Source organism: Pseudoalteromonas sp. PAB 2.2 (genome assembly GCF_001938575.1).
Classification (GTDB): Bacteria; Pseudomonadota; Gammaproteobacteria; order Enterobacterales; family Alteromonadaceae; genus Pseudoalteromonas; species Pseudoalteromonas lipolytica.
On sequence record NZ_LYPI01000007.1, the window covers coordinates 468,253 to 487,352 of the forward strand.

General features: G+C 39.9%; 19 protein-coding genes. 9 read left to right on the top strand and 10 right to left on the bottom strand.

Features of this window, described 5'->3' with window-relative positions:
* Positions 1-6: 6 nt before the first annotated feature.
* A complete protein-coding gene (locus BWD47_RS02505) occupies positions 7-903 on the bottom strand; it encodes a LysR family transcriptional regulator (RefSeq protein WP_065979096.1) in 897 nt (298 codons plus the stop codon).
* 119 nt (positions 904-1,022) lie between these two features.
* On the opposite strand from BWD47_RS02505, the gene hutH reads away from it, so the two are divergent.
* Positions 1,023-2,516 (top strand): histidine ammonia-lyase, encoded by a 1,494-nt coding sequence (gene hutH / locus BWD47_RS02510; protein WP_065979097.1) that lies wholly within the window; start codon positions 1,023-1,025, stop codon positions 2,514-2,516.
* An 11-nt stretch (positions 2,517-2,527) separates the two neighbouring features.
* Positions 2,528-4,528: a urocanate hydratase gene (locus BWD47_RS02515; protein ID WP_075593305.1), complete on the top strand. Its 2,001-nt coding sequence runs from the start codon at positions 2,528-2,530 to the stop codon at positions 4,526-4,528.
* A gap of 509 nt (positions 4,529-5,037) precedes the next feature.
* Here BWD47_RS02515 and BWD47_RS02520 read toward each other — a convergent pair.
* Positions 5,038-5,412: a hypothetical protein gene (locus tag BWD47_RS02520; protein ID WP_075593306.1), complete on the bottom strand. Its 375-nt coding sequence runs from the start codon at positions 5,410-5,412 to the stop codon at positions 5,038-5,040.
* A 57-nt stretch (positions 5,413-5,469) separates the two neighbouring features.
* Positions 5,470-5,841, bottom strand: a complete 372-nt coding sequence (locus BWD47_RS02525) for a hypothetical protein (RefSeq protein ID WP_074989106.1) — start codon at positions 5,839-5,841, stop codon at positions 5,470-5,472.
* A gap of 382 nt (positions 5,842-6,223) precedes the next feature.
* Here BWD47_RS02525 and BWD47_RS02530 point away from each other — a divergent pair, with 382 nt between their 5' ends.
* The 3 genes from BWD47_RS02530 to BWD47_RS02540 all read left to right on the top strand — a co-directional run bounded on the left by BWD47_RS02530 (position 6,224) and on the right by BWD47_RS02540 (position 8,236).
* Positions 6,224-6,634, top strand: coding sequence for a GFA family protein (locus tag BWD47_RS02530; RefSeq protein ID WP_074989107.1), 411 nt, complete (start codon positions 6,224-6,226; stop codon positions 6,632-6,634).
* A 156-nt stretch (positions 6,635-6,790) separates the two neighbouring features.
* On the top strand, positions 6,791-7,603 hold the full coding sequence (locus tag BWD47_RS02535; protein WP_075593307.1) for a helix-turn-helix transcriptional regulator: 813 nt from the start codon (positions 6,791-6,793) through the stop codon (positions 7,601-7,603).
* A gap of 75 nt (positions 7,604-7,678) precedes the next feature.
* Positions 7,679-8,236, top strand: coding sequence for a YbhB/YbcL family Raf kinase inhibitor-like protein (locus tag BWD47_RS02540; RefSeq protein ID WP_075593308.1), 558 nt, complete (start codon positions 7,679-7,681; stop codon positions 8,234-8,236).
* A 712-nt stretch (positions 8,237-8,948) separates the two neighbouring features.
* Here the strand turns inward: BWD47_RS02540 and BWD47_RS02545 are convergent.
* Positions 8,949-9,380, bottom strand: coding sequence for a hypothetical protein (locus BWD47_RS02545; protein ID WP_036972851.1), 432 nt, complete (start codon positions 9,378-9,380; stop codon positions 8,949-8,951).
* A 185-nt stretch (positions 9,381-9,565) separates the two neighbouring features.
* Here BWD47_RS02545 and BWD47_RS02550 point away from each other — a divergent pair, with 185 nt between their 5' ends.
* Both BWD47_RS02550 and BWD47_RS02555 read left to right on the top strand, forming a co-directional pair.
* Entirely contained in the window at positions 9,566-10,021 is a 456-nt protein-coding gene (locus BWD47_RS02550) for a hypothetical protein (RefSeq protein ID WP_075593309.1), read from the top strand.
* A 62-nt stretch (positions 10,022-10,083) separates the two neighbouring features.
* Positions 10,084-10,560: a mechanosensitive ion channel family protein gene (locus tag BWD47_RS02555; protein ID WP_075593310.1), complete on the top strand. Its 477-nt coding sequence runs from the start codon at positions 10,084-10,086 to the stop codon at positions 10,558-10,560.
* Between the two features lie 42 nt (positions 10,561-10,602).
* Here the strand turns inward: BWD47_RS02555 and BWD47_RS02560 are convergent, their stop codons facing one another.
* The 6 genes from BWD47_RS02560 to BWD47_RS02590 all read right to left on the bottom strand — a co-directional run bounded on the left by BWD47_RS02560 (position 10,603) and on the right by BWD47_RS02590 (position 17,352).
* Positions 10,603-11,028: an AraC family transcriptional regulator gene (locus BWD47_RS02560; RefSeq protein WP_036972845.1), complete on the bottom strand. Its 426-nt coding sequence runs from the start codon at positions 11,026-11,028 to the stop codon at positions 10,603-10,605.
* A 473-nt stretch (positions 11,029-11,501) separates the two neighbouring features.
* Positions 11,502-11,966, bottom strand: a complete 465-nt coding sequence (gene bfr / locus BWD47_RS02565) for a bacterioferritin (RefSeq protein ID WP_036972843.1) — start codon at positions 11,964-11,966, stop codon at positions 11,502-11,504.
* A 12-nt stretch (positions 11,967-11,978) separates the two neighbouring features.
* The gene (gene bfr, locus BWD47_RS02570; protein WP_036972840.1) at positions 11,979-12,452 is read right to left on the bottom strand and encodes a bacterioferritin; all 474 of its coding nucleotides are present in this window, start codon (positions 12,450-12,452) and stop codon (positions 11,979-11,981) included.
* A gap of 207 nt (positions 12,453-12,659) precedes the next feature.
* Entirely contained in the window at positions 12,660-14,795 is a 2,136-nt protein-coding gene (locus BWD47_RS02575; protein WP_075593311.1) for a TonB-dependent receptor, read from the bottom strand.
* Between the two features lie 564 nt (positions 14,796-15,359).
* A complete protein-coding gene (locus BWD47_RS02585; RefSeq protein WP_075593313.1) occupies positions 15,360-16,430 on the bottom strand; it encodes a PepSY domain-containing protein in 1,071 nt (356 codons plus the stop codon).
* A 61-nt stretch (positions 16,431-16,491) separates the two neighbouring features.
* Positions 16,492-17,352 carry a cation diffusion facilitator family transporter gene (locus BWD47_RS02590; RefSeq protein ID WP_036972835.1) on the bottom strand — a complete coding sequence of 287 codons (861 nt, stop codon included), beginning with the start codon at positions 17,350-17,352 and terminating at the stop codon, positions 16,492-16,494.
* A 166-nt stretch (positions 17,353-17,518) separates the two neighbouring features.
* Here BWD47_RS02590 and BWD47_RS02595 point away from each other — a divergent pair, with 166 nt between their 5' ends.
* Positions 17,519-17,896, top strand: a complete 378-nt coding sequence (locus BWD47_RS02595) for a hypothetical protein (RefSeq protein ID WP_036972834.1) — start codon at positions 17,519-17,521, stop codon at positions 17,894-17,896.
* Between the two features lie 75 nt (positions 17,897-17,971).
* Positions 17,972-19,099: an efflux RND transporter periplasmic adaptor subunit gene (locus BWD47_RS02600; protein ID WP_083633619.1), complete on the top strand. Its 1,128-nt coding sequence runs from the start codon at positions 17,972-17,974 to the stop codon at positions 19,097-19,099.
* The last annotated feature ends 1 nt before the right edge of the window (position 19,100 follow it).

Below are 19,100 nucleotides of genomic sequence, written 5' to 3' on the forward strand. Positions count from 1 at the left end.
TTGTTATTAAGCTGTATAACAGTGTTTTATTTCTTCAATCATGGCGTTTGCAAGTGGCGAATTAGCGTTTGTTTTTGAGGTGATCAACACCACCGGAATATCATAATGGTACTTGGCTGGTTGAATAGCCTTAAACATACCTTTATCTACCCAGAACTGCGCATAGTGATCGGGTAAATAACCAATAAACTCACCCGATAGAATCAAGTGGGCAATGCCTTCATCGTGATACGCTACCGCACTGTTTTGATAATTCAAACCGTCGTTACGGCTTTCTTTATCGCGCATATAGTTACTTGTGATTACTTCAGCTTCTTTTATTAGTTTATTAATGTGCCCGTCTTCGCAATCAAATAACGGGTGGCCTTTCGCACAATATAAAAAGTTGGTTTCGTTATGCAGGGGAGTGTAGTGTAAACCGCGAATATGATGGCGGCTCACGCCAATGCCAACGAGTGAGCGACCATTAGCCACCGACGTTTCGACTTCTCGGGCTTCACATACATTAATATCAAACTGAATATTGTTACTCTTTCTTTTTAGTGTGGCTATGACGCGGGGGATCACACAGCGTGGGTCACTCACCATGGTATCTATCATGGCGATGCTTAAACGCCCCGATAACTCATTTTTAGAACTGGCGACTGTATTGGCGAATGCTTCACATTGTTGTAAAAGCTCAATTGAAGCTTGATAAGTAATGGCGCCAGCATCGGTAATTTCAAACCCACTGCGGCCACGCTTACATAATTTAATGCCAAGCCTAACTTCTAAATCTGATAAATGAGCACTGATAGTTGAGCGGCCAATATTTAATCGCGACTCGGCCGCCGACAGCCCCCCACACTCTACAATTGCTACAAAAACGCGCAATAAGCGCAGGTCTACATCATGAACTTGCATGGCGATTCTTATAGTTCGATAAATCTGGAATGAATAACGATAATTATGCATTTGTAAAACATCTAGAGCAAGTTAGCATTGCATTAAATAAAACTAATCCTGTTCTTTAGGAGTTATAAATGACATTTAAGTACGGTATTGACCAGTTAACGTTAGACAGCGTTAATGCTATTGCAGCGGGTACGTTACAGGCAGAGCTTTGCCAAGAAGCGATTGATAAAATTAATAAAAGCCGCCAAAACGTAGATAAAATGGCTGCCTCTGATAAAGCCATTTATGGCATTAACACAGGTTTTGGCCCGTTATGTGATACGCAAATATCTCCAGAAGAAACTAATCTGTTACAAAAGAACTTATTAATCACTCATGCTGTCGGCGTGGGTGAGCCCATTGCTAAACCTATTTCAAAGCTAATGCTTATCACTAAAGTGCACGCACTAAGCCAAGGTTATTCAGGTATTCGTTTAGCGGTTGTAGAGCGCATGCTTAAGTTTATTGAGCTTGATATTATCCCGGTTGTGCCAGAACAAGGCTCAGTGGGCGCATCAGGCGATTTAGCTCCGTTATCACACTTATTTTTACCCTTATTAGGCGAAGGTGAGTTTTGGATTGATGGTGATATTAAGCCGGCTGCAGAAGTACTCAAAGAGCATGGTTTAGAGCCAATGGAGTTACATGCTAAAGAAGGCTTAGCGCTTATCAATGGCACACAATTTATTTTATCGCATGCGATCACTGCACTGACAAAAATGGGTTACTTACTAGACCTTGCCGATATTGCAGGGGCGATGAGTATCGAAGGTATGCAGGGTAGCCAATCACCGTTTCGTGAAGAGCTTCATGCAATTCGTGCCTTTAAAGGTAATGTTGAAGTGGCAGCGCGTATGCGTCGCTTTTTCGAAGGCTCTGAAAACATGGCGTCACACACTAATTGTGACCGTGTTCAAGACCCATATTCATTGCGTTGTATTCCACAAGTGCATGGTGCTTCGCGCAACGCATACAACCACTTAAAAGAACTTGCTGAAACAGAAATGAACTCAGTAACTGATAACCCAATAGTTATCAGCGAAGAAGAGGCTATTTCGGGTGGCGGTTTCCACGGTCAACCCCTTGCTATGGTATTAGATTACGCTTCAATTGCGGCGGCTGAGCTTGGTAATATTGCTGACCGTCGTTGTTATTTATTACTTGAGGGTTTACACGGTTTACCGCGCTTATTAACCTCATCTGGTGGTTTGAACTCAGGCATGATGATCCCACAATACGTGACAGCGGCATTGGTAACAGAAAACAAATCGCTGTGTTTCCCACCATCGGCAGACAGTGTGCCAACATCAATGGGCCAAGAAGACCACGTATCAATGGGTAGTATCTCGGGTCGTAAACTAAACCAGATTTTAGGAAACCTTGATAAAATTTTTGCAATTGAGCTGATGTATGCAGCGCAAGCTATCGAATTTAGACGCCCTAATAAGTGCTCAGATATCATAGAAGAAAACGTTGCAATTATTCGTAACAAAGTGGCTAAGTTAGAAGAAGATCGTTTACTTAAGCCGGATATTGATGCCATGGTTACACTGGTTAAATCGCAAGCGTTTAAAGTAAACTAAGGGAGCAGATAATGACTTTCCAAGAACAAATTAAACAAGGGATCCCACGCGTTTTACCTGAGCCTAAAGCTTATCCAAGCGATGCTAACCGCGCTCCAAAACGTAAAGACATTTTATCAGCAGACGAAAAGCAATTGGCTATTCGTAATGCATTGCGTTATTTCCCGAAAGAGTGGCACCAAGAGCTCGCCACTGAATTTGCACAAGAGCTAAAGCAATTTGGTCGCATTTACATGTATCGCTTTAAGCCTAACTATGACCTTAAAGCACGTTCAATTAGCGATTACCCAGCAAAATGTGAACAAGCTGCCGCAATTATGCTTATGATCGACAATAACCTCGATCCTGCGGTTGCACAGCATCCAGAAGAGCTGATCACTTATGGTGGTAACGGTGCGGTATTCCAAAACTGGGCTCAGTACTTATTAACCATGAAGTACTTAAGTGAGATGGAAGAAGACCAAACGCTTCACATGTACTCAGGTCATCCGATGGGGTTATTCCCGTCTTCGGTTGAAGCACCGCGTGTTGTGGTTACCAACGGTATGATGATCCCGAACTATTCAAAACCTGATGATTGGGAAAAATTCAATGCACTGGGTGTAACGCAATATGGTCAAATGACCGCAGGTTCATTCATGTACATTGGCCCGCAAGGTATCGTTCACGGTACAACTATTACGGTGATGAATGCGTTCCGTAAAGTACTTGAAAAAGGCGAATCACCAAAAGGTAAAATTTTCTTAACTGCTGGTTTAGGCGGCATGAGTGGCGCACAACCAAAAGCGGGTAATATTGCAAACTGTATTACAGTGTGTGCAGAGGTAAACCCGAAAGCGGCTACAAAACGTCACCAACAAGGTTGGGTTGATGAGCTAATTGATAACATGCCTGAACTTGTTGAACGCGTACGCAGCGCGCAACAAAACGAAGAAGTAGTTTCAATTGCGTTCATTGGTAATATCGTTGATGTATGGGAAAGCTTTTTAGCTGAAGATATTTTTGTTCACCTAGGGTCAGACCAAACATCACTGCATAACCCGTGGTCAGGCGGTTATTACCCAGTAGATATCAGCTACGAAGAATCAAACCGTTTAATTCGTGAAGAACCAGACGTATTCAAAGAAAAAGTACAAGCGACGCTTAAACGCCATGCTGATGCTATAAACAAACACACAGCAAAAGGCACATATTTCTTCGATTACGGTAATGCATTCTTGCTTGAGGCATCTCGTGCTGGTGGCGATGTGATGGCTGAAAATGGTATTGATTTTAAATACCCATCGTATGTACAAGATATCCTTGGTCCAATGTGTTTTGACTATGGTTTTGGTCCATTCCGTTGGGTATGTACCTCTGGTAAGCCAGAAGATTTAGATAAAACTGATGCCATTGCTGCACAAGTCCTTGAAAAAATCATGGCTGAGTCACCAGAAGAAATTCAGCAGCAAATGCAAGACAACATCACTTGGATTAAAGACGCGAAGCAAAACAAACTGGTTGTCGGCTCGCAAGCGCGTATCTTGTATGCGGATGCACAAGGCCGCGCAGATATTGCCAAAGCTTTTAACGATGCAATAAATCGTGGAGAAATTGGTCCTGTAGTTCTTGGCCGCGACCACCATGACGTAAGTGGTACTGATTCACCATTCCGTGAAACATCAAACATTTATGATGGTAGCCGCTTCACAGCCGACATGGCCATTCATAACGTGATTGGTGATGGTTTCCGTGGTGCAACATGGGTATCAATCCATAATGGTGGCGGTGTAGGTTGGGGCGAAGTGATCAACGGTGGCTTTGGTATGCTACTTGATGGCTCTGAAGCCGCTGAACGTCGTTTAAAATCAATGTTACTGTTTGATGTTAATAATGGTATTGCACGTCGTAGTTGGGCGCGTAACGAAGAAGCCAACTTTGCGATTAAGCGTGAAATGGCACGTACACCAAAACTGAAGGTGACGTTATCGAATAACGTTGATGACGAGATTTTATCGAACTTAGATTTTTAAGTTGTGTCAATTCAAAAAGGCCATGTTGCACACGTAACATGGCCTTTTTGATTTTTAAACTGAACGTGTTGTATCTTTCTTGTATGGAAACAGAAGCGTAATTATTGATGGAAAAATAAAGCCTTTTAAATATGAAAATACAGAAACGTCAGTGGGCGAGTTTGAAAAGTATGTAATGTATTGGGTAATAACTAAAATGAGTATACTAACCCACATACTGAACAAGGCGCATTTCTTCTTTAAAATAACTAAAAACAAAGAGATAACAATAACTACGCGCACCAAAGATTGAAAGTGAGTAAGTAATGAATAATCTATCGGAGGATTTAAAAAATATAAGCTTGAAATTTTTGTTAAGTGGTAAGCTATTAACACTATTCCAAGGGCAAAAATAATGCTCATTCTAATTTTGATAGGTATATTATTGATTGAGTTTACTCTTTTTTTATTCATGATTTATTATTTCATTAAATTTATATTAGTAATATAGGGTGAGTTATTAAAGGTTGCTAAATTAATATGCTTGTTAAACCTGATAATGCAACCAAGAAAAAAAGTGATGTTGAGGGAAACCGAAAAGGGTTAATTTTTGCTTTGAGAGCAACGAGAAAGCTCAATATAGAAAAAGAGAAATTTAAGATACAAAGAAATACGATTAGCTCAATTTTGTCTGGGAAAAGTGCTACATATGCATAAGCTCCACCCATAATAAGTGTATACAGTGTCGTAATATGCCAACAGTAATAATTTAGCCATTTTGATGCTACAGGTAGGGTTTTATCAGCTAATAATGGAGCGGCAACTCTTGGCCCACCGATAAATGTATGAACATAAAACGTGATTACGCTCAAAATAGTTGCTTGCCATAAAAAATAAGCTTGCATAGATTTCTCCATTTTTATAGTTATGCAGTTTTTAATAGTTCCACTTTATAAAATCTTTTAGGCAAACCAAGGTAAAATACCAATTATGGTAAGGACTATCCAGCCGGGATGTTTTCCTTTAGTACCAATTAGCACTAATACAGCGCCACACAGCATGGTAATAGAAACAATATTAATTAAAACCTCTGTGATAGATGAATTTGAGGTTGACAATGAAAGCCATATTAAAATACTTGCCATCCCAAACCCAAAAATAGAAACGAGATGCCATGAGGCCCATAAAATTCTAACCTGTCGCGCTTTTAGTAAGTCACCACCATGACTTGGAATTAGTTCGTTATCTCTTAGTTTTTGGAAAATAAGAATCTCACCTAAAAAAGAATGTATTAGGCCGAGAAAAATAGCCAGATAACCTGCTGCTAATATCATCGCATTTTCCTCGTGTCTTATAGTTTGATGGCGATTTTTTATAAATTGCTTTATAACGTGTGGCTTTTTTATTTTTTTGTCAATTGTTTTAATTGATAAACGGGTACATATGAATTTTTATGTTTTATCTAAAATTAATTAAGTTCCCCTTTTTTATTCAGGCTTATAAATTTTAACTTATTCATAAGTTATTAATTAAAATGAATTTTATGGCAGGGCTTAGTGAAATTAAGGTGGGTTCCTATTACTAAATATAACATGAAGAGTGTTGAATCTATCAGCCTAGTACATTCAGGCATAATTCGTTTTACTTGTTATTACCATTTAGGCGCATTGTTGAACTCTTTATCTCGGGTTATGCTGAATCAAAAAGGAGGTGACTATGAGTAAAATATTAACGGGTGGCTGTTGCTGCGGTGAAGTGAGTTTTCAGGTAACTGACAATTTTAAGCGTTTTTTCTTTTGCCATTGCGAGCAATGCCGTAAATTATCAGGTACTGCGCATGCTGCAAATTTATTTACCTCACCCGATGCCATCGAATGGCTGAAAGGTGAGCATAATATTACACGTTTTAACTACCCAAATCGTGCATTGTCACGTGCATTTTGTAAAACCTGTGGCTCTGCACTGCCATTTGAATCACAAGATAGCAGCTATCTTTTGGTGCCCGCTGGTAGCTTAAACGAAGAGCCAAGCAAAGAGCTCGACGCACAAATATTCTGCGAAGAGCAAACCGAATGGCATAAAAATGGGTTAAATGGTAAAAAGCTGATTGGCTTTGGTCGAGATTAAGCTCATTTGATAAATACATAAAAGCATGTTTACAGGTAAATAGTAAAGTTAGCGAGCTTAAAGGAAATAGCTTGTAGGCAGCGTCTTAACGCCGAATTTTTATCTTAACGGCTGACGCTGTGCCTACGGGTATAAGGAAATAAAACACTTCAAATTATGAATGAATTAATAGAGATAGGTTTAAACACTGTAAAGCAACATCACTCTTTACCATTTTCAGTTTACTGTGCTAATGATGAACAGCATATTGTTAATGTGCCTATCGCTAACCCGTTACTCGTGGTTGTGCTATCTGGCTGCAAAAAGCTGATTGATACAGATGAACTTAATTGTAATGCAGGCGACTTTGTTTTTATGGCAAATACTCCGCATGTAGCGATGCGGAATATCCCGCAAAACGCAGGTTATACCGCTTTATTGATTGAGTTTGATTATGCTGATTTTGCGTGTTTGAAGTATCAAACTGGGCCAAAGAAAAAGTTTATAACAGGGCACGTCGATTCATTACTTAAAATGTCTTTAAAACAATTTATTGAATGGGCTGCATTAACGCCGCCTGACTTATGGCCAATAAGAAGGCAAGAGCTGTTGCAAATATTATTTTCACAGGGCTTTAAAGACTTAGGTTCAATCATCGAGCCGCCAACACTCACTCATAAAGTACATACTATCATCGCCAGTGATTTAACATGTGATTGGGATGCAAATAGTATTGCTGCAACTTTAGCAATGAGTGAATCAACACTAAGACGAAAGTTAACCGCAGAAGACAGCAATTTTCAGCTAATTAAAGACAAAGCGCGTTTAAGTCACGGACTACACTTGATCCAAAGTAGCTCAGAATCAATAGGTGCTATTGCGCAGCAATGTGGTTTTTCGTCGCAATCTAGATTCACGGATAAATTTAAACTCTTGTTTAATACGACTCCAACCGCACTTCGTAAAACAATATTGAGCGAAGCAGGATAATAATTGACAGTTTTGGTACTAATTTGATCTATCTTTGCTAGCTATTATGATTATTCTTAATAACTGGAGAATATTATGAAATTATCAACATTTAAAATTGTTACCCCTTTGTTCCTGCTATGTTTATCTGGCACGACATTCGCTGAGTCACTAACCCTAACAAGTAAAGATATTGCTCATGGTGATTTTATGAGTCGTGCGCAAGAGTTTAAAGGGTTTGGTTGTGGTGGTGAGAACCTATCACCACAACTTGCTTGGCAAAATGCTCCTCAAGGCACAGAAGCATTCGCATTGACGGTTTATGACCCAGATGCCCCTACAGGCAGTGGTTGGTGGCATTGGCAAGTTGTGAATATTCCTAAATCTGTATCAAGTTTAGCGAGCGGTGCGGGCAGTGCTGACAAAAACGCGATGCCGAAAGGGAGTGTGCAAATAACAAATGATTATGGTTTCAAAGGGTTCGGTGGTGCTTGCCCACCTGAAGGACATGGAGCTCACCGATATCAATTTACACTGCATGCATTATCACAAAAGATTGAGCTGCCAGAAAACGCATCAGGTGCATTAGCAGGGTATATGATTAATGCCTATTCGCTTGGTTCTGCAACAATTGAGGCGCTTTATAAGCGTTAATTTACAATGTATTGGAGCACAAGATAAAAGTTAGCAAGCTACAAGTGAAAAGCTTGTAGGAGGCGTTTTAACGCCGAATTTTAAGGTTCACGGCTGAAGCCGTTCCTACGTAGTTGAGTGTGTAGCTCGGGCTTTAGCGCGATTTATGAGAATAGAGTGCGACACTATGTAGGCCGCTATAAGTATGTAGGCCGCTATAAGTGGCTACCTACAAAACAGAACACTTTCGATGTAGGAGGCGTTTTAACGCCGAATTTTTAAGGTTCACGGCTGAAGCCGTTCCTACGTAGTTGAGTGTGTAGGTCGTGCTTTAGCGCGGTTTATGAGAATAGAGTGCGACACTATGTAGGCCGCTATAAGTATGTAGGCTGCTATAAGTGGCGGCGACCTACAAAGCAGAACACTTTCGATGTAGGAGGCGGTTTAACGCCGAATTTTTAAAGTTCACGGCTGAAGCCGTTCCTACGGAGTTGGTGTGTAGGCCGGGCTTTAGCGCGATTTATGAGAATAGAGTGCGACACTATGTAGGCCGCTATAAGTATGTAGGCTGCTATAAGTATATAGGCCGCTGTAAGTGGCGGCGACCTACAAAGCAGAACACTTTCGATGTAGGAGGCGGTTTAACGCCGAATTTTTAAAGTTCACGGCTGAAGCCGTTCCTACATGAAAGCTTACATGTACTCGTTCGAACATGATTGTCTCGCAAGTTGCACTAATCTTCTTTATTTGCCTTTTTCGCTAGAATTTCAACTTGTGCTTTATCTGTTACACCCGCCATGCTTAGTGCGGCACTGCCAACTGATTCGTAATTAAGCTCTATTTTATCAAGCTTAGCGTCGTTTTTATCAGGCAGACTTAAGCTTCGTGACGACATGCCTTTACTGAGAACACCTAAATTGTCGAACACTTTTTCTTCGCCGTCATTCATGATCACCTTAATACTTTTAAGGTTAACGGTGCCATGCGTGCATTTGACTTTTATATGACTATATCGGCTTTTAGTTAAAGGATTAACAGTGTCGGTTTCACTTTTAAAGCTGACCTTTTTTTCAGCAATTGATTTCCAATCATCGTCGCCAGCAACGCTCTGCAAGCTAAATAAACCGAAGAATAACGCAATAGAAAGTAACTTGATTAGTTTCATTAGAATCCCTCCAAAAATTATTATCACTCAAAGATATAGCACATATTTATTTAAAGTGCCTCTGGTTCATCTATAAAGTAGAGCTATTTTTGATTTTAATTCGTATGAAGCAATACAGTTATATTTTCACCAACCTTACACAGCATGCTATGCTTGTTTAGTGTGCATAAGCTTATGGATTTTCAATGAGATATTACTATTGTTTAGTGTTGTTCCTGTTCTCAAATTCACTTTTAGCAAGTGCGTTACTCGATGTTAAACCCAGTAATAAAACACAGTTTTTGTCATTGATAAAAGCGAAGCAGGGGGACTATGCTCTTGTATCTGGCAGTGATGAAGTATGCAAAAGTGCACCGTTTACTTTGGTTAAACAGCCCACACAAGGCTTCACTTTAGGAAGCCTAATAGACTTTAGTGATTTACATAACGGTACACAAACGAAGAAAATTCCTGATTTTTGCATCGTCACATCGAAACTCAAGTATTTCGTTAATGGCATAGTAAGAACTAATCGCTACAGTCGCTGTAATGATGAAAGTGACGAAGGGACGACAGTTGAAGATTTGCGCTTTGAGGATAATGATAAAATAACCTATACACTCAGCCAGCCTGCGGTTAGTTGTGTATTTGAAAAGCAATAATATGTTTTCTGGTAGGTTATTTAAGCCTATTATAGGCTTTTTGGCTGGAGCTAATTTACTCGATGACTAATCAATTCATTCAGGCATTTTTGGTGTTGGCTGTTTGTTTTATCGCTAGTTTGATTATTGACCGTGCGATAAAGCAGTTTCAACGTCGTTTTGACTCAACAGCACTTGAAACCTTCCGACTGATTTCAAACTCGCAGCGCGCTATTTTACTTTTTGTTGGCATTGTACTGGCTCTTTCTAAGTTAGGCTTCGATGTGGCTGCATTGGTTGCTGGGCTTGGTTTAACAGGTTTTGCACTTGGTTTTGCGCTAAAAGACGCAATTTCTAATTTGGTTGCTGGTGTGATGATTGTCCTTTATAAGCCGGTAAAACTTGGCAATTATATCGAAGTGAGTAATTCAAAAGGCATCGTAGTCGATTTAAATCTTCGTTATATAACTATTAAAGGTGAAGGGGCGATTCATTTAATTCCTAACTCATTAATTTTAAGCAATAAAGTATCTATCATTGAGCAAAAAGACGCTTCATAAATAAACGCACCCATTACTTGGTGCGTAATATATCCTAAATTTCTAAGCGGCGCTGTTAAGTCGCTTTTCTTTTGAACAATCACATCCTTGTTTAACCCGCTGTTTGTATCTATCAACTCTGTATACCGAGGGAGCTAAGCCAAACTGGCGTTTAAAGGCATTACAGAATGTCGCAGAATTACTAAATCCGCAGGATAGCGCAACCGCTTTAATAGACACTTTTTCCTCACAAAGCATGTTGCAAGCCAGAGTCAGTCTTTTCTTGGCAATGTAATCGCTATAAGTGGTGTTGAGATATCGTTTGAAATCCCGTTCTAACTTTTTCCTGTTAGGGTAATTAAGCGCCTCAGACAGCCAATTCATACTCATTTTATTACCTGCTTTAATACCTGTGTCGATTGTTTGATCTATACATTCTTTAAAATATTCACAAGAAGAAATGACTGCTCGCTTAGTTAAATCATTCATTATTAAACCTAGCTAATTATTCGAAGGGTGAATGTATCCTTTAAAGTGGTGTGCAATACCAATGTGCCGACATACTTGCTCATCTTGAGGGAGTAAATCTGATGATCACCGTGTTAAATATGTCTTATCCACGATTAAATAAATACAAGAAGTAGAGCAAGTTAATCGCAATCGCTGTGAACGCTAAACAACATAATCATTGCGTTTATAAGCAATATGTTATGTTACAAACTCGCTCGCTTAATTAAGTAAATTGATATTTTACGTCTAAAGCTCAGTGTCTTTATTGGATACAAGCTAATGTTAATAAAAATCATTATCAAGTTCACTGTTAAGCAGCTTTAAATTGCGACAAACCCAGCGATATCAGAATTTTCTGATAGGATTGCTTTAAATATATGCAACGATTTAGTTAGGTTAGGGGGGACTTAAGCAGAAAAAAGCAGCCGAGGCTGCTTTTTGATAGTTGCAAATTACATTTGAGATTGCAGGTAATTCTCAAGCCCTGCGGTTTTGATTAACTGTTGCTGTGTTTCAAGCCAGTCAATTTGCTCTTCTTGCTCATTTAAGATGTGATCAAGCGCTTCACGGCTGATGTAATCTTTTTTCTCTTCAGCAAGTTTAATTGCAGCTTTAAGATCAGGTAGTGAATCAAGCTCGAAGCTCATGTTTGCTTCAATCATTTCTTCAGAGTTTTCACCAATACGCAGACGACCAAGGTCTTGTAGATTTGGTAATCCTTCTAAAAACAAAATACGCTCAATTAAACGGTCGGCGTTTTTCATTTTTTGGATAGACACTTTATAGTCAGCTTTGTCTAATTTTGAAAAGCCAAAATCTTTAAACATACGCGCATGTAAAAAATATTGATTAATACCCACTAACTCATTTGCTAGTACTTTGTTTAGTGCAGCAATAACGCTTTTATCGCCTTTCATACGTGTAAACCTCTATTCGCCCATTTGAGATTGATGGTAGTTCTGGCTACCAATTTTGTCGATTAAACCAAGCTGCTGCTCTAACCAATAAACATGATCTTCTTCAGTATCGAATAATAGTTTTTCAAGTACTTCACGCGATTGATAGTCTTTTTCTTGCTCACAAATAGCAATGGCTTCTTTAACACAATCAACCACTTCAAGTTCAAGAGTGAGATCGTTTTGCATCATGCTTTTAACGTCGGTACCAATTAATAAATCACGACGCTTGGTCATGTTTGGTACGCCTTCTAAAAATAGAATACGTTTGATTAACCAGTCAGCGTGATCTTTCTCTTCTTCCATTTCGTGGTTAAGGCGTTCGTACAGCTTGTTAAGGCCCCAATCATCGTACATACGTGAATGGATAAAGTATTGATCTATAGCGGCTAATTCGTTTGCGAGTAGTTTATTAAAACTATCAATGACTTTCTGGTTACCTTTCATCGTGCTGTCCTCAAAATTCAAGTTGCGATAATTGTAGTATATAAAAATAAGATTGCAAACTTTTTCCTTGTAAATCAGTTATTTACTATTGATTGTGATTCTCGTTTAAGTTTGCGTTAATGGTTGATAAATGAACAATTTATCGTTTTTATTTAAAAATAAAAAAAGCCCTTACGAAGAAGGACTTAGTGTTTTATTAAGCGGTCGTTAAAAGCGATATGTCGCCCCTAATGTCACTGTTGTACCTAGGCCTTTTATGTTGTAACCACCGTACGTGTATGATTGCGCACGAGCAGGGTAGTAATCGTTATTAAATAGATTTTCAACACCCATGAAGGCTTGCCAGTTATGTGTAAACTTATAGCGGCCGCTCAAGTTGACAATATTGTAGCTGCTAATTGGACCTTGATCGCCCACATAATCACCGTCTGCATTAGGTTCAAAGCGCTTACGTGAGCCAACATACAAGTAACTTGCGCTTAATGACAGTTCATCGTTAGGCGTCCAGTTTAAATTCGCAGTTCCTTTTGGTGGGCTAATTTGACGAGAACCTAAGTAAATATCGTCTTCAGTGTTTTTGCCTTCTACATAGCTGTAGGTTGCAACTAGCTTTAAGGTTGGGCTAATCGTGTAGTCAACAAGCGTTTCGTAACCCCAAATTTCTTGTGGTGCTCGTACGGGCTCATACACTCCAGTTGTCTCATTAAAACTGTTGGTCGTCCCAAACTCCGATGTACTTCGGTAGGCTGCAAATTCAAAACGAAAATCATCAAACTGTGAGGTAAAACCAATTTCATAGTTGTCGATGATAGACGCTTCGGTTTGAATTAAACCAATATCATTCACAGTTGCTGCGCGTAACAAGCGGCCAATATCTGAAATGTCAGAGCCTTGTGAGTAATTTGCAAAGGGGCTAAAGGCCGCTAGCAAATTATATTTAATACCCACGTTATAGGTTGTTGCGTCGTAGTCAATGGTGTCGCCTTTTACACTCAGTGGCACTGAACATTGTGTTGCAGAGCGACAAAGTTTTAATGTTTCGTAGTCATCGACGCTTAAGTCAATGCTTTCTTGACGCACACCGGCTTTAACAACTAAGTCGTTATTGATAACCCATTTAGTCTGTAAAAAGCCTGCAACACTGTTCATGTCCATTTCGGGGACCCAAATGCGGCCATCAACAAGGGGTTGTGATGTCACATCGTTTAAAGCATCTAAACCATAGATAAAGGTTGCTTCAATATTGTCAAAATCAACCAGGGTATTAAATGTCGCACGTGCGCCTTTTTTCTCTGAGCTGATTATTGACTGACCACCATCGTAGCCCTCATCTGGGTTTGCAAGGTTTGGCGAATAGAAGAATATGTTTTCGATATCCTGCATGTAGAGGTCTAGGGTCATTTGGGTATTATCAAACAAGGCGTAATCAGTGTATTTCAAGGTAATATTTTCGTTGCCTTCAGGGCCTTGTGGTTTACCTCGTTTTTGCAACTCTTTTGGCACATGTATCGCATAGGTTTTTTCGCCATCGTTAATATTACCAACGACATCACCGAGATCTGTTTTTTGCTGAGAACTGAAAAAGTTATAGCTAAATTGCAGTTGTTTCTGATCGTCAAAATCATACCCCAGTTTAGTGAAGTAGTTTTCGGTTACGGCATCAGACAAACCATATTGCAAGCCCAAAATGTCGCCTTCGGCGTCACGTTGTACCCCGTTTTCTTCATAACTGGCAGTAAATAAGTAGCTTAATTTATCTGCGCGGCCATTAATAGCTGCTGAGAGGCGTGCACCTGCACTTTCTTCTAGTTTTACGGCACTAAAACGTGATGATAGGCTAATTTCACCTTCGGTTTTACCCTCACTTTGCGCTTGCTTGGTAATATAGTTAATTATACCGCCAGAAGCCCCATTGCCATAAATAGAGGTGGCGCCTTTAATAACTTCTATACGGGCTATTGCACTTGGATCAAGCGTTTTTATTCCTAAAGAACCATTACGCAGAGGTGTTGATTGTGGAACGCCGTCAATCATAACAAGTGGGGCGCGACCACGTAAACTTTGGCCTGTGTTGCTTGAACTGCCTGTGTCAGGTGCAAGTCCGGGTACCATTTGTGACAGCAAACTTTGTAATTCTGGATTTACCTTTAAGTGTTCTTCAATTTCTTGTTGATTAATTATAGTCACAGAAGCAGGTACTTCATCAATGCTCTCAAAAACACGGCTACCAGAAACGACAACGTGCTCCATCTCTTCTGCTGTGAGTTTTTTATTGAGTGCATCATCAGCAAATGATTGGCTACTTATCACCAGTGCAATAAGGCTAAGCGATGTTTTTAACATGTTTGTCCTTGTTAAAAAAGATAAATGAAATGAGTTATGGGGCAGCAGTGTAAATGTAAAGAACTGTAAAGGCAAGCTTAATGATAACTATTTGCAATAGTGTTGGCGGTTTAATCTCTACGATGTATGTAACATATTAGCGATAGAGCTTGTCGAATTAACGCGTATGTTGTGAATTGCTGCAATGATTTAAAGGGTCGTTTTAAGTCATTAGAGAGTAGTATTGGCTTGAATAGAGATGTCTTGAATGAAAGCACTTTGAATTAACTTATCAGGTGCCGCTGTATTTCTAAGCGGCACCCAAATAAGTAATAAAACAATAGAGGTAGTCATAACTACAATTTGGCCCACTCTTTCTTTTGTATTGTTGGTATTAAAACCTATTTTACACATGAATCAATAACACTGGGTATGTTGAACTAACATGCTTTGCCCGAGAATATGAGCCATTCAAGGTGGCTAAATACAGTAGTATAATTAGCCAATGTAAACACTTCTTTTTGCTAAAAGCAGTGATATGCTCGGGGGTTCATGTTTTATCAGTTTAAGTTTAATTACGCGTTATTATCTAAAGTGGCGTTTGTACCAAAAGTAAAAACCCGACACAGTAAAAAATAAAGGTGACAGGGCAAACACAAGCCACAGTAACTGCACAATAGGTCCCGCAAAATCGCCAATATGGAATTTGTATTTAAAGTGCCATGTTTGTGTTGTCCACGAGCTTTTGCTGGCGTCGTAACTCGCGACGATATTGGCTGTATACGGGTTGGCCCATACCCAGCTATAGGCATGGCTTTCACCAGGGTTTTCGATGCGAAAACCAATGTTGTCAGTCGGTTTTTTAGGTAAATAAATTCTAAACAGTTTACCTTCAGGAAAAACAGTGAGTGCATTGTTATAGGCTTTTTGTACTTGATAAGGTGTTGTTTCTGAAGGGGGCAGCAAGTCAGGTGGTTTAGGTCTGTCTTCAACCGTGCCTTGCATTACAAACTCTAATACCGCTTTAGTTTCTGTCTGCCAGTTAAACGCCATGCCTGTGTATGCTATTAAAATAAGTGGCAGCAATAAATAGACGCCCAGCACGGTATGAAGTTGGTACATTAATACTCTAAATTTGGCTTTTGGTTTTATAGCTAGTCGCTTTAAACGGTTTTTAGGTTTAATCCAAATGTAAAACCCTAGTAATATTTCTAAAATAAGAATAAGCGCGCATAGTGAAACCCAGTTCCTCAAAGGGTGGTTTTTGTCGCCATCTTCGTAAAGCAACCAACGATGTAGCGCCATGGTAAATCCATACACCGTGCTGTAATAATCGTATTCGTATAAAATATCACCGGTGTAAGGGTTAACGCTCACATAACGATTATTGGCAAGTTGTAGTTGCCAAGCAAGATCATCACGCGCCTCAGGCATTAATAAAGTAACAGGTTGTTTAGTTGTGTTTGATACGCGTGCTATTAGTGGGTCAAAAGCGAGCGGTGAAGCTTGTGGAGTCACCGTCCATTTATCACTTTGTGTAAGGTACTGAATATCTTTTGCGTAAATAAGTAATGCGCCTGTTAAACTCAAGCAAATCAAAAAAAGGCCGCTTACTAAGGCAAGGAGTAAGTGCGTACGGCGTAACCACAACTTCAAGAGGTGTTCCTTTACTTTGTTTTAAATACAAAGGTAAATTGTAAATGATAACAAGTAACATTTACACTAAAACTTGCTCAATAGTACACGCCTTAATAGCAAACTTATCCTGTAAAAATTGACGAATTTCATTGTTGTCGATTGTTTGGTGGGCATAAAACTTTAGTTCGCAATGCACGGTGTGTTCATCAAGCTGCCATGCTTTTATGTATTCAATATTTGAAATAGGAAATGCGCTTATCAGTTGTTCAGATACATGTGTTGATTCGCAGTGACTTGGTGCAACTTGCATTAAAATTTTACTGCTGGCAATTAAGAGCAATACGCCGTGGTATATCACATACACAGAGATAAGAATGGTCGCAATAAGATCGACAATATACCATTGATATAAAATGATCAGAGAGCCGGCAATAATAACGACGACAGAGGCCATAGCATCTGAAAGATTATGAATAAACGCAGCACGAATATTCATACTTTGATTAGCGCCAGCACGGTAGGTAAGGAATGCCGTTACTAGGTCAATAATCAGGGCTAACCCTGCAACCCAAATAACGATCCAGCCATCGATGGGTTCTGGATTTAGGTAACTTTTTATTGCTTCAATGACTAAGTAGCCACCAATTACAATTAAACTCAGGCTATTAAAAAGCGTGGCTAAGATTTCGGCGCGTTTATAGCCATATTGATATCGATTATTTGCTGGTTTAGCCCCAATTTTGCGTGCTATTAACGCAATAAATAACGATGATGCGTCACTTAAATTGTGCAGTGCATCAGCAATGAGCGATAGGCTTCCAGAAATGAGCCCCCCCACAATTTGTGCAAATGTAAGTAACACATTAATTAATACAGCAAGTAATAATTGCTGTGTGCTTTTGCTTTCTGCATCGTGATGGTGGTGATGTCCGTGTCCCATAAGCATACCTAGTTGCTGATTTCTTTATTTTTATATCATGTGAGCATCGCTTTTAAAACACTCGTTAGCAGTATGCATGTATGGGGTGTTTCGTGTTTAGGTTTTACTGTTCAAATAAGTACTAATTTGGTAAGTTAACGCCGTTGTACCAATTATTAGGTGTTACGTGAAAGCAGCATTTGTTATTTTGATTAGTGTGTTATTGCTCCAGCCGTTGCTGGATAGCTTTGACGTGGCTGATCATAATGTTGCATTTAATCACACCTCAGCCCTGCTTTTAGAAGAGCTGGATCTTGAAGCCCACTGCGCAGCTAATGGCGATCATCAACAGCATCAATCTGAGCATGCCGAGCTTGCTAAACAGTTATCTGACTCCGCCGAAAAAGGCCATTGTCATGTGTGTCACAGTCCTGCATTTGTTGATTCATTTACCCTTTCTGAACCCGTTTCAGTTTATTTTGCAAAAATTGAATTGTTAGAGCTTAATTTTAAGTCGGCAGATCTAACACCACTTCATCGCCCCCCAATCGCCTCTCTTACTTAACACTTTATTCCCTTGTCTTTGGGATTATTTTTTAAGGCAAGCTTGGGCTTAGCCTATTTTAAGTAAGAGAAAATTATGTATTTAAGAAATTTTATGCGCTACGCATTGTCGTGCGTATGCTTTATATATGTCACAAACAGTTTTGCGTCAGAGCAACTGCATGACCATCAAGAAAATGCACAAACACCAAACATTAACGAAGTAACCTTAACGCCACAGCAACAGCAATTAGCGAATATTAAGGTCGAACGCCTTGCACTCAAAACACACAGCCAAACCGTGTATGCACCGGGTGAAGTTAAAGCCAATGGCTATGCCAGTTATGTGGTTGCCCCTCGTGTTGATTCTATTGTTGTAAAACGCCACGCTTTACTGGGACAGCATGTTAATAAAGGTGAGCCCTTGGTAACCTTGTTTAGTGGAGAAGTGGCAAGCCGACAAACCGAATTTAGGTTAGCCGAAGCTGAGTGGCAGCGGGTGAGTAAAATGACCCGTGGTACGGTGAGCGAAAAGCAGCTGCTTACTGCTAAAGCCGAGTACGAAGTGGCATACAGTCGCCTTGTCGCGTTTGGATTGTCTAAACACGCAATAGAACAAACACTGACTATCTCGCCTGAAAAACTCGGTAAATATACCTTATTTGCACTTACTTCGGGTGCTGTACTCACCGATAATTTTTCACAAGGTCAGCGTGTCGATTCAGGTATTGAATTAATGCTCATTGCAGATGAATCTGCGCTGTGGGTAGAAGCGCAACTTTCCTCAAATCAAGACCGCACGATTGCCAATGGCTCTGTTGCAACGATGCAGGTAAATGGAAACCGTTACCACGCTAAAGTTATTCAAGAGGCGCACACTATTGATGAGCAAACACGCTCACGGACAGTGCGGCTTGAAGTGAAAAATACCCAGCACAGCTTACACCCGGGCATGTTTGCAGATGTGTATTTTCACTTTACAACAGAGCAAGCTGTGCTTGCGGTTCCCGAAAACGCGTTAACACGCAGTGCCGATGGTGATTGGCAAGTTTTTGTGGTTGATGATGATGGTGGGTTTATTGCCAAAGAGGTGAGCGTAGGTCGAAATTTAGCACAATACCGTGAAATATCAGGTATCGAGCAAGGGGTTAACGTTGTTACTCAAGGCGCATTCTTTGTTGCTTCACAGCTCGCAAAAGGCGGGTTTGATCCGCATAACCATTAGA

Coding starts and splice junctions, on each gene's coding strand:
- BWD47_RS02560 (WP_036972845.1), bottom strand. CDS start 11,028: ATGAATGATTTAACTAAGCGAGCAGTCATTTCTTCTTGTGAATATTTT.
- BWD47_RS02550 (WP_075593309.1), top strand. CDS start 9,566: ATGAGATATTACTATTGTTTAGTGTTGTTCCTGTTCTCAAATTCACTT.
- BWD47_RS02520 (WP_075593306.1), bottom strand. CDS start 5,412: ATGCAAGCTTATTTTTTATGGCAAGCAACTATTTTGAGCGTAATCACG.
- bfr (WP_036972840.1), bottom strand. CDS start 12,452: ATGAAAGGTAACCAGAAAGTCATTGATAGTTTTAATAAACTACTCGCA.
- BWD47_RS02600 (WP_083633619.1), top strand. CDS start 17,972: ATGTATTTAAGAAATTTTATGCGCTACGCATTGTCGTGCGTATGCTTT.
- BWD47_RS02515 (WP_075593305.1), top strand. CDS start 2,528: ATGACTTTCCAAGAACAAATTAAACAAGGGATCCCACGCGTTTTACCT.
- BWD47_RS02555 (WP_075593310.1), top strand. CDS start 10,084: ATGACTAATCAATTCATTCAGGCATTTTTGGTGTTGGCTGTTTGTTTT.
- BWD47_RS02575 (WP_075593311.1), bottom strand. CDS start 14,795: ATGTTAAAAACATCGCTTAGCCTTATTGCACTGGTGATAAGTAGCCAA.
- hutH (WP_065979097.1), top strand. CDS start 1,023: ATGACATTTAAGTACGGTATTGACCAGTTAACGTTAGACAGCGTTAAT.
- BWD47_RS02505 (WP_065979096.1), bottom strand. CDS start 903: ATGCAAGTTCATGATGTAGACCTGCGCTTATTGCGCGTTTTTGTAGCA.
- BWD47_RS02535 (WP_075593307.1), top strand. CDS start 6,791: ATGAATGAATTAATAGAGATAGGTTTAAACACTGTAAAGCAACATCAC.
- BWD47_RS02545 (WP_036972851.1), bottom strand. CDS start 9,380: ATGAAACTAATCAAGTTACTTTCTATTGCGTTATTCTTCGGTTTATTT.
- BWD47_RS02530 (WP_074989107.1), top strand. CDS start 6,224: ATGAGTAAAATATTAACGGGTGGCTGTTGCTGCGGTGAAGTGAGTTTT.
- BWD47_RS02525 (WP_074989106.1), bottom strand. CDS start 5,841: ATGATATTAGCAGCAGGTTATCTGGCTATTTTTCTCGGCCTAATACAT.
- BWD47_RS02590 (WP_036972835.1), bottom strand. CDS start 17,352: ATGGGACACGGACATCACCACCATCACGATGCAGAAAGCAAAAGCACA.
- bfr (WP_036972843.1), bottom strand. CDS start 11,966: ATGAAAGGCGATAAAAGCGTTATTGCTGCACTAAACAAAGTACTAGCA.
- BWD47_RS02540 (WP_075593308.1), top strand. CDS start 7,679: ATGAAATTATCAACATTTAAAATTGTTACCCCTTTGTTCCTGCTATGT.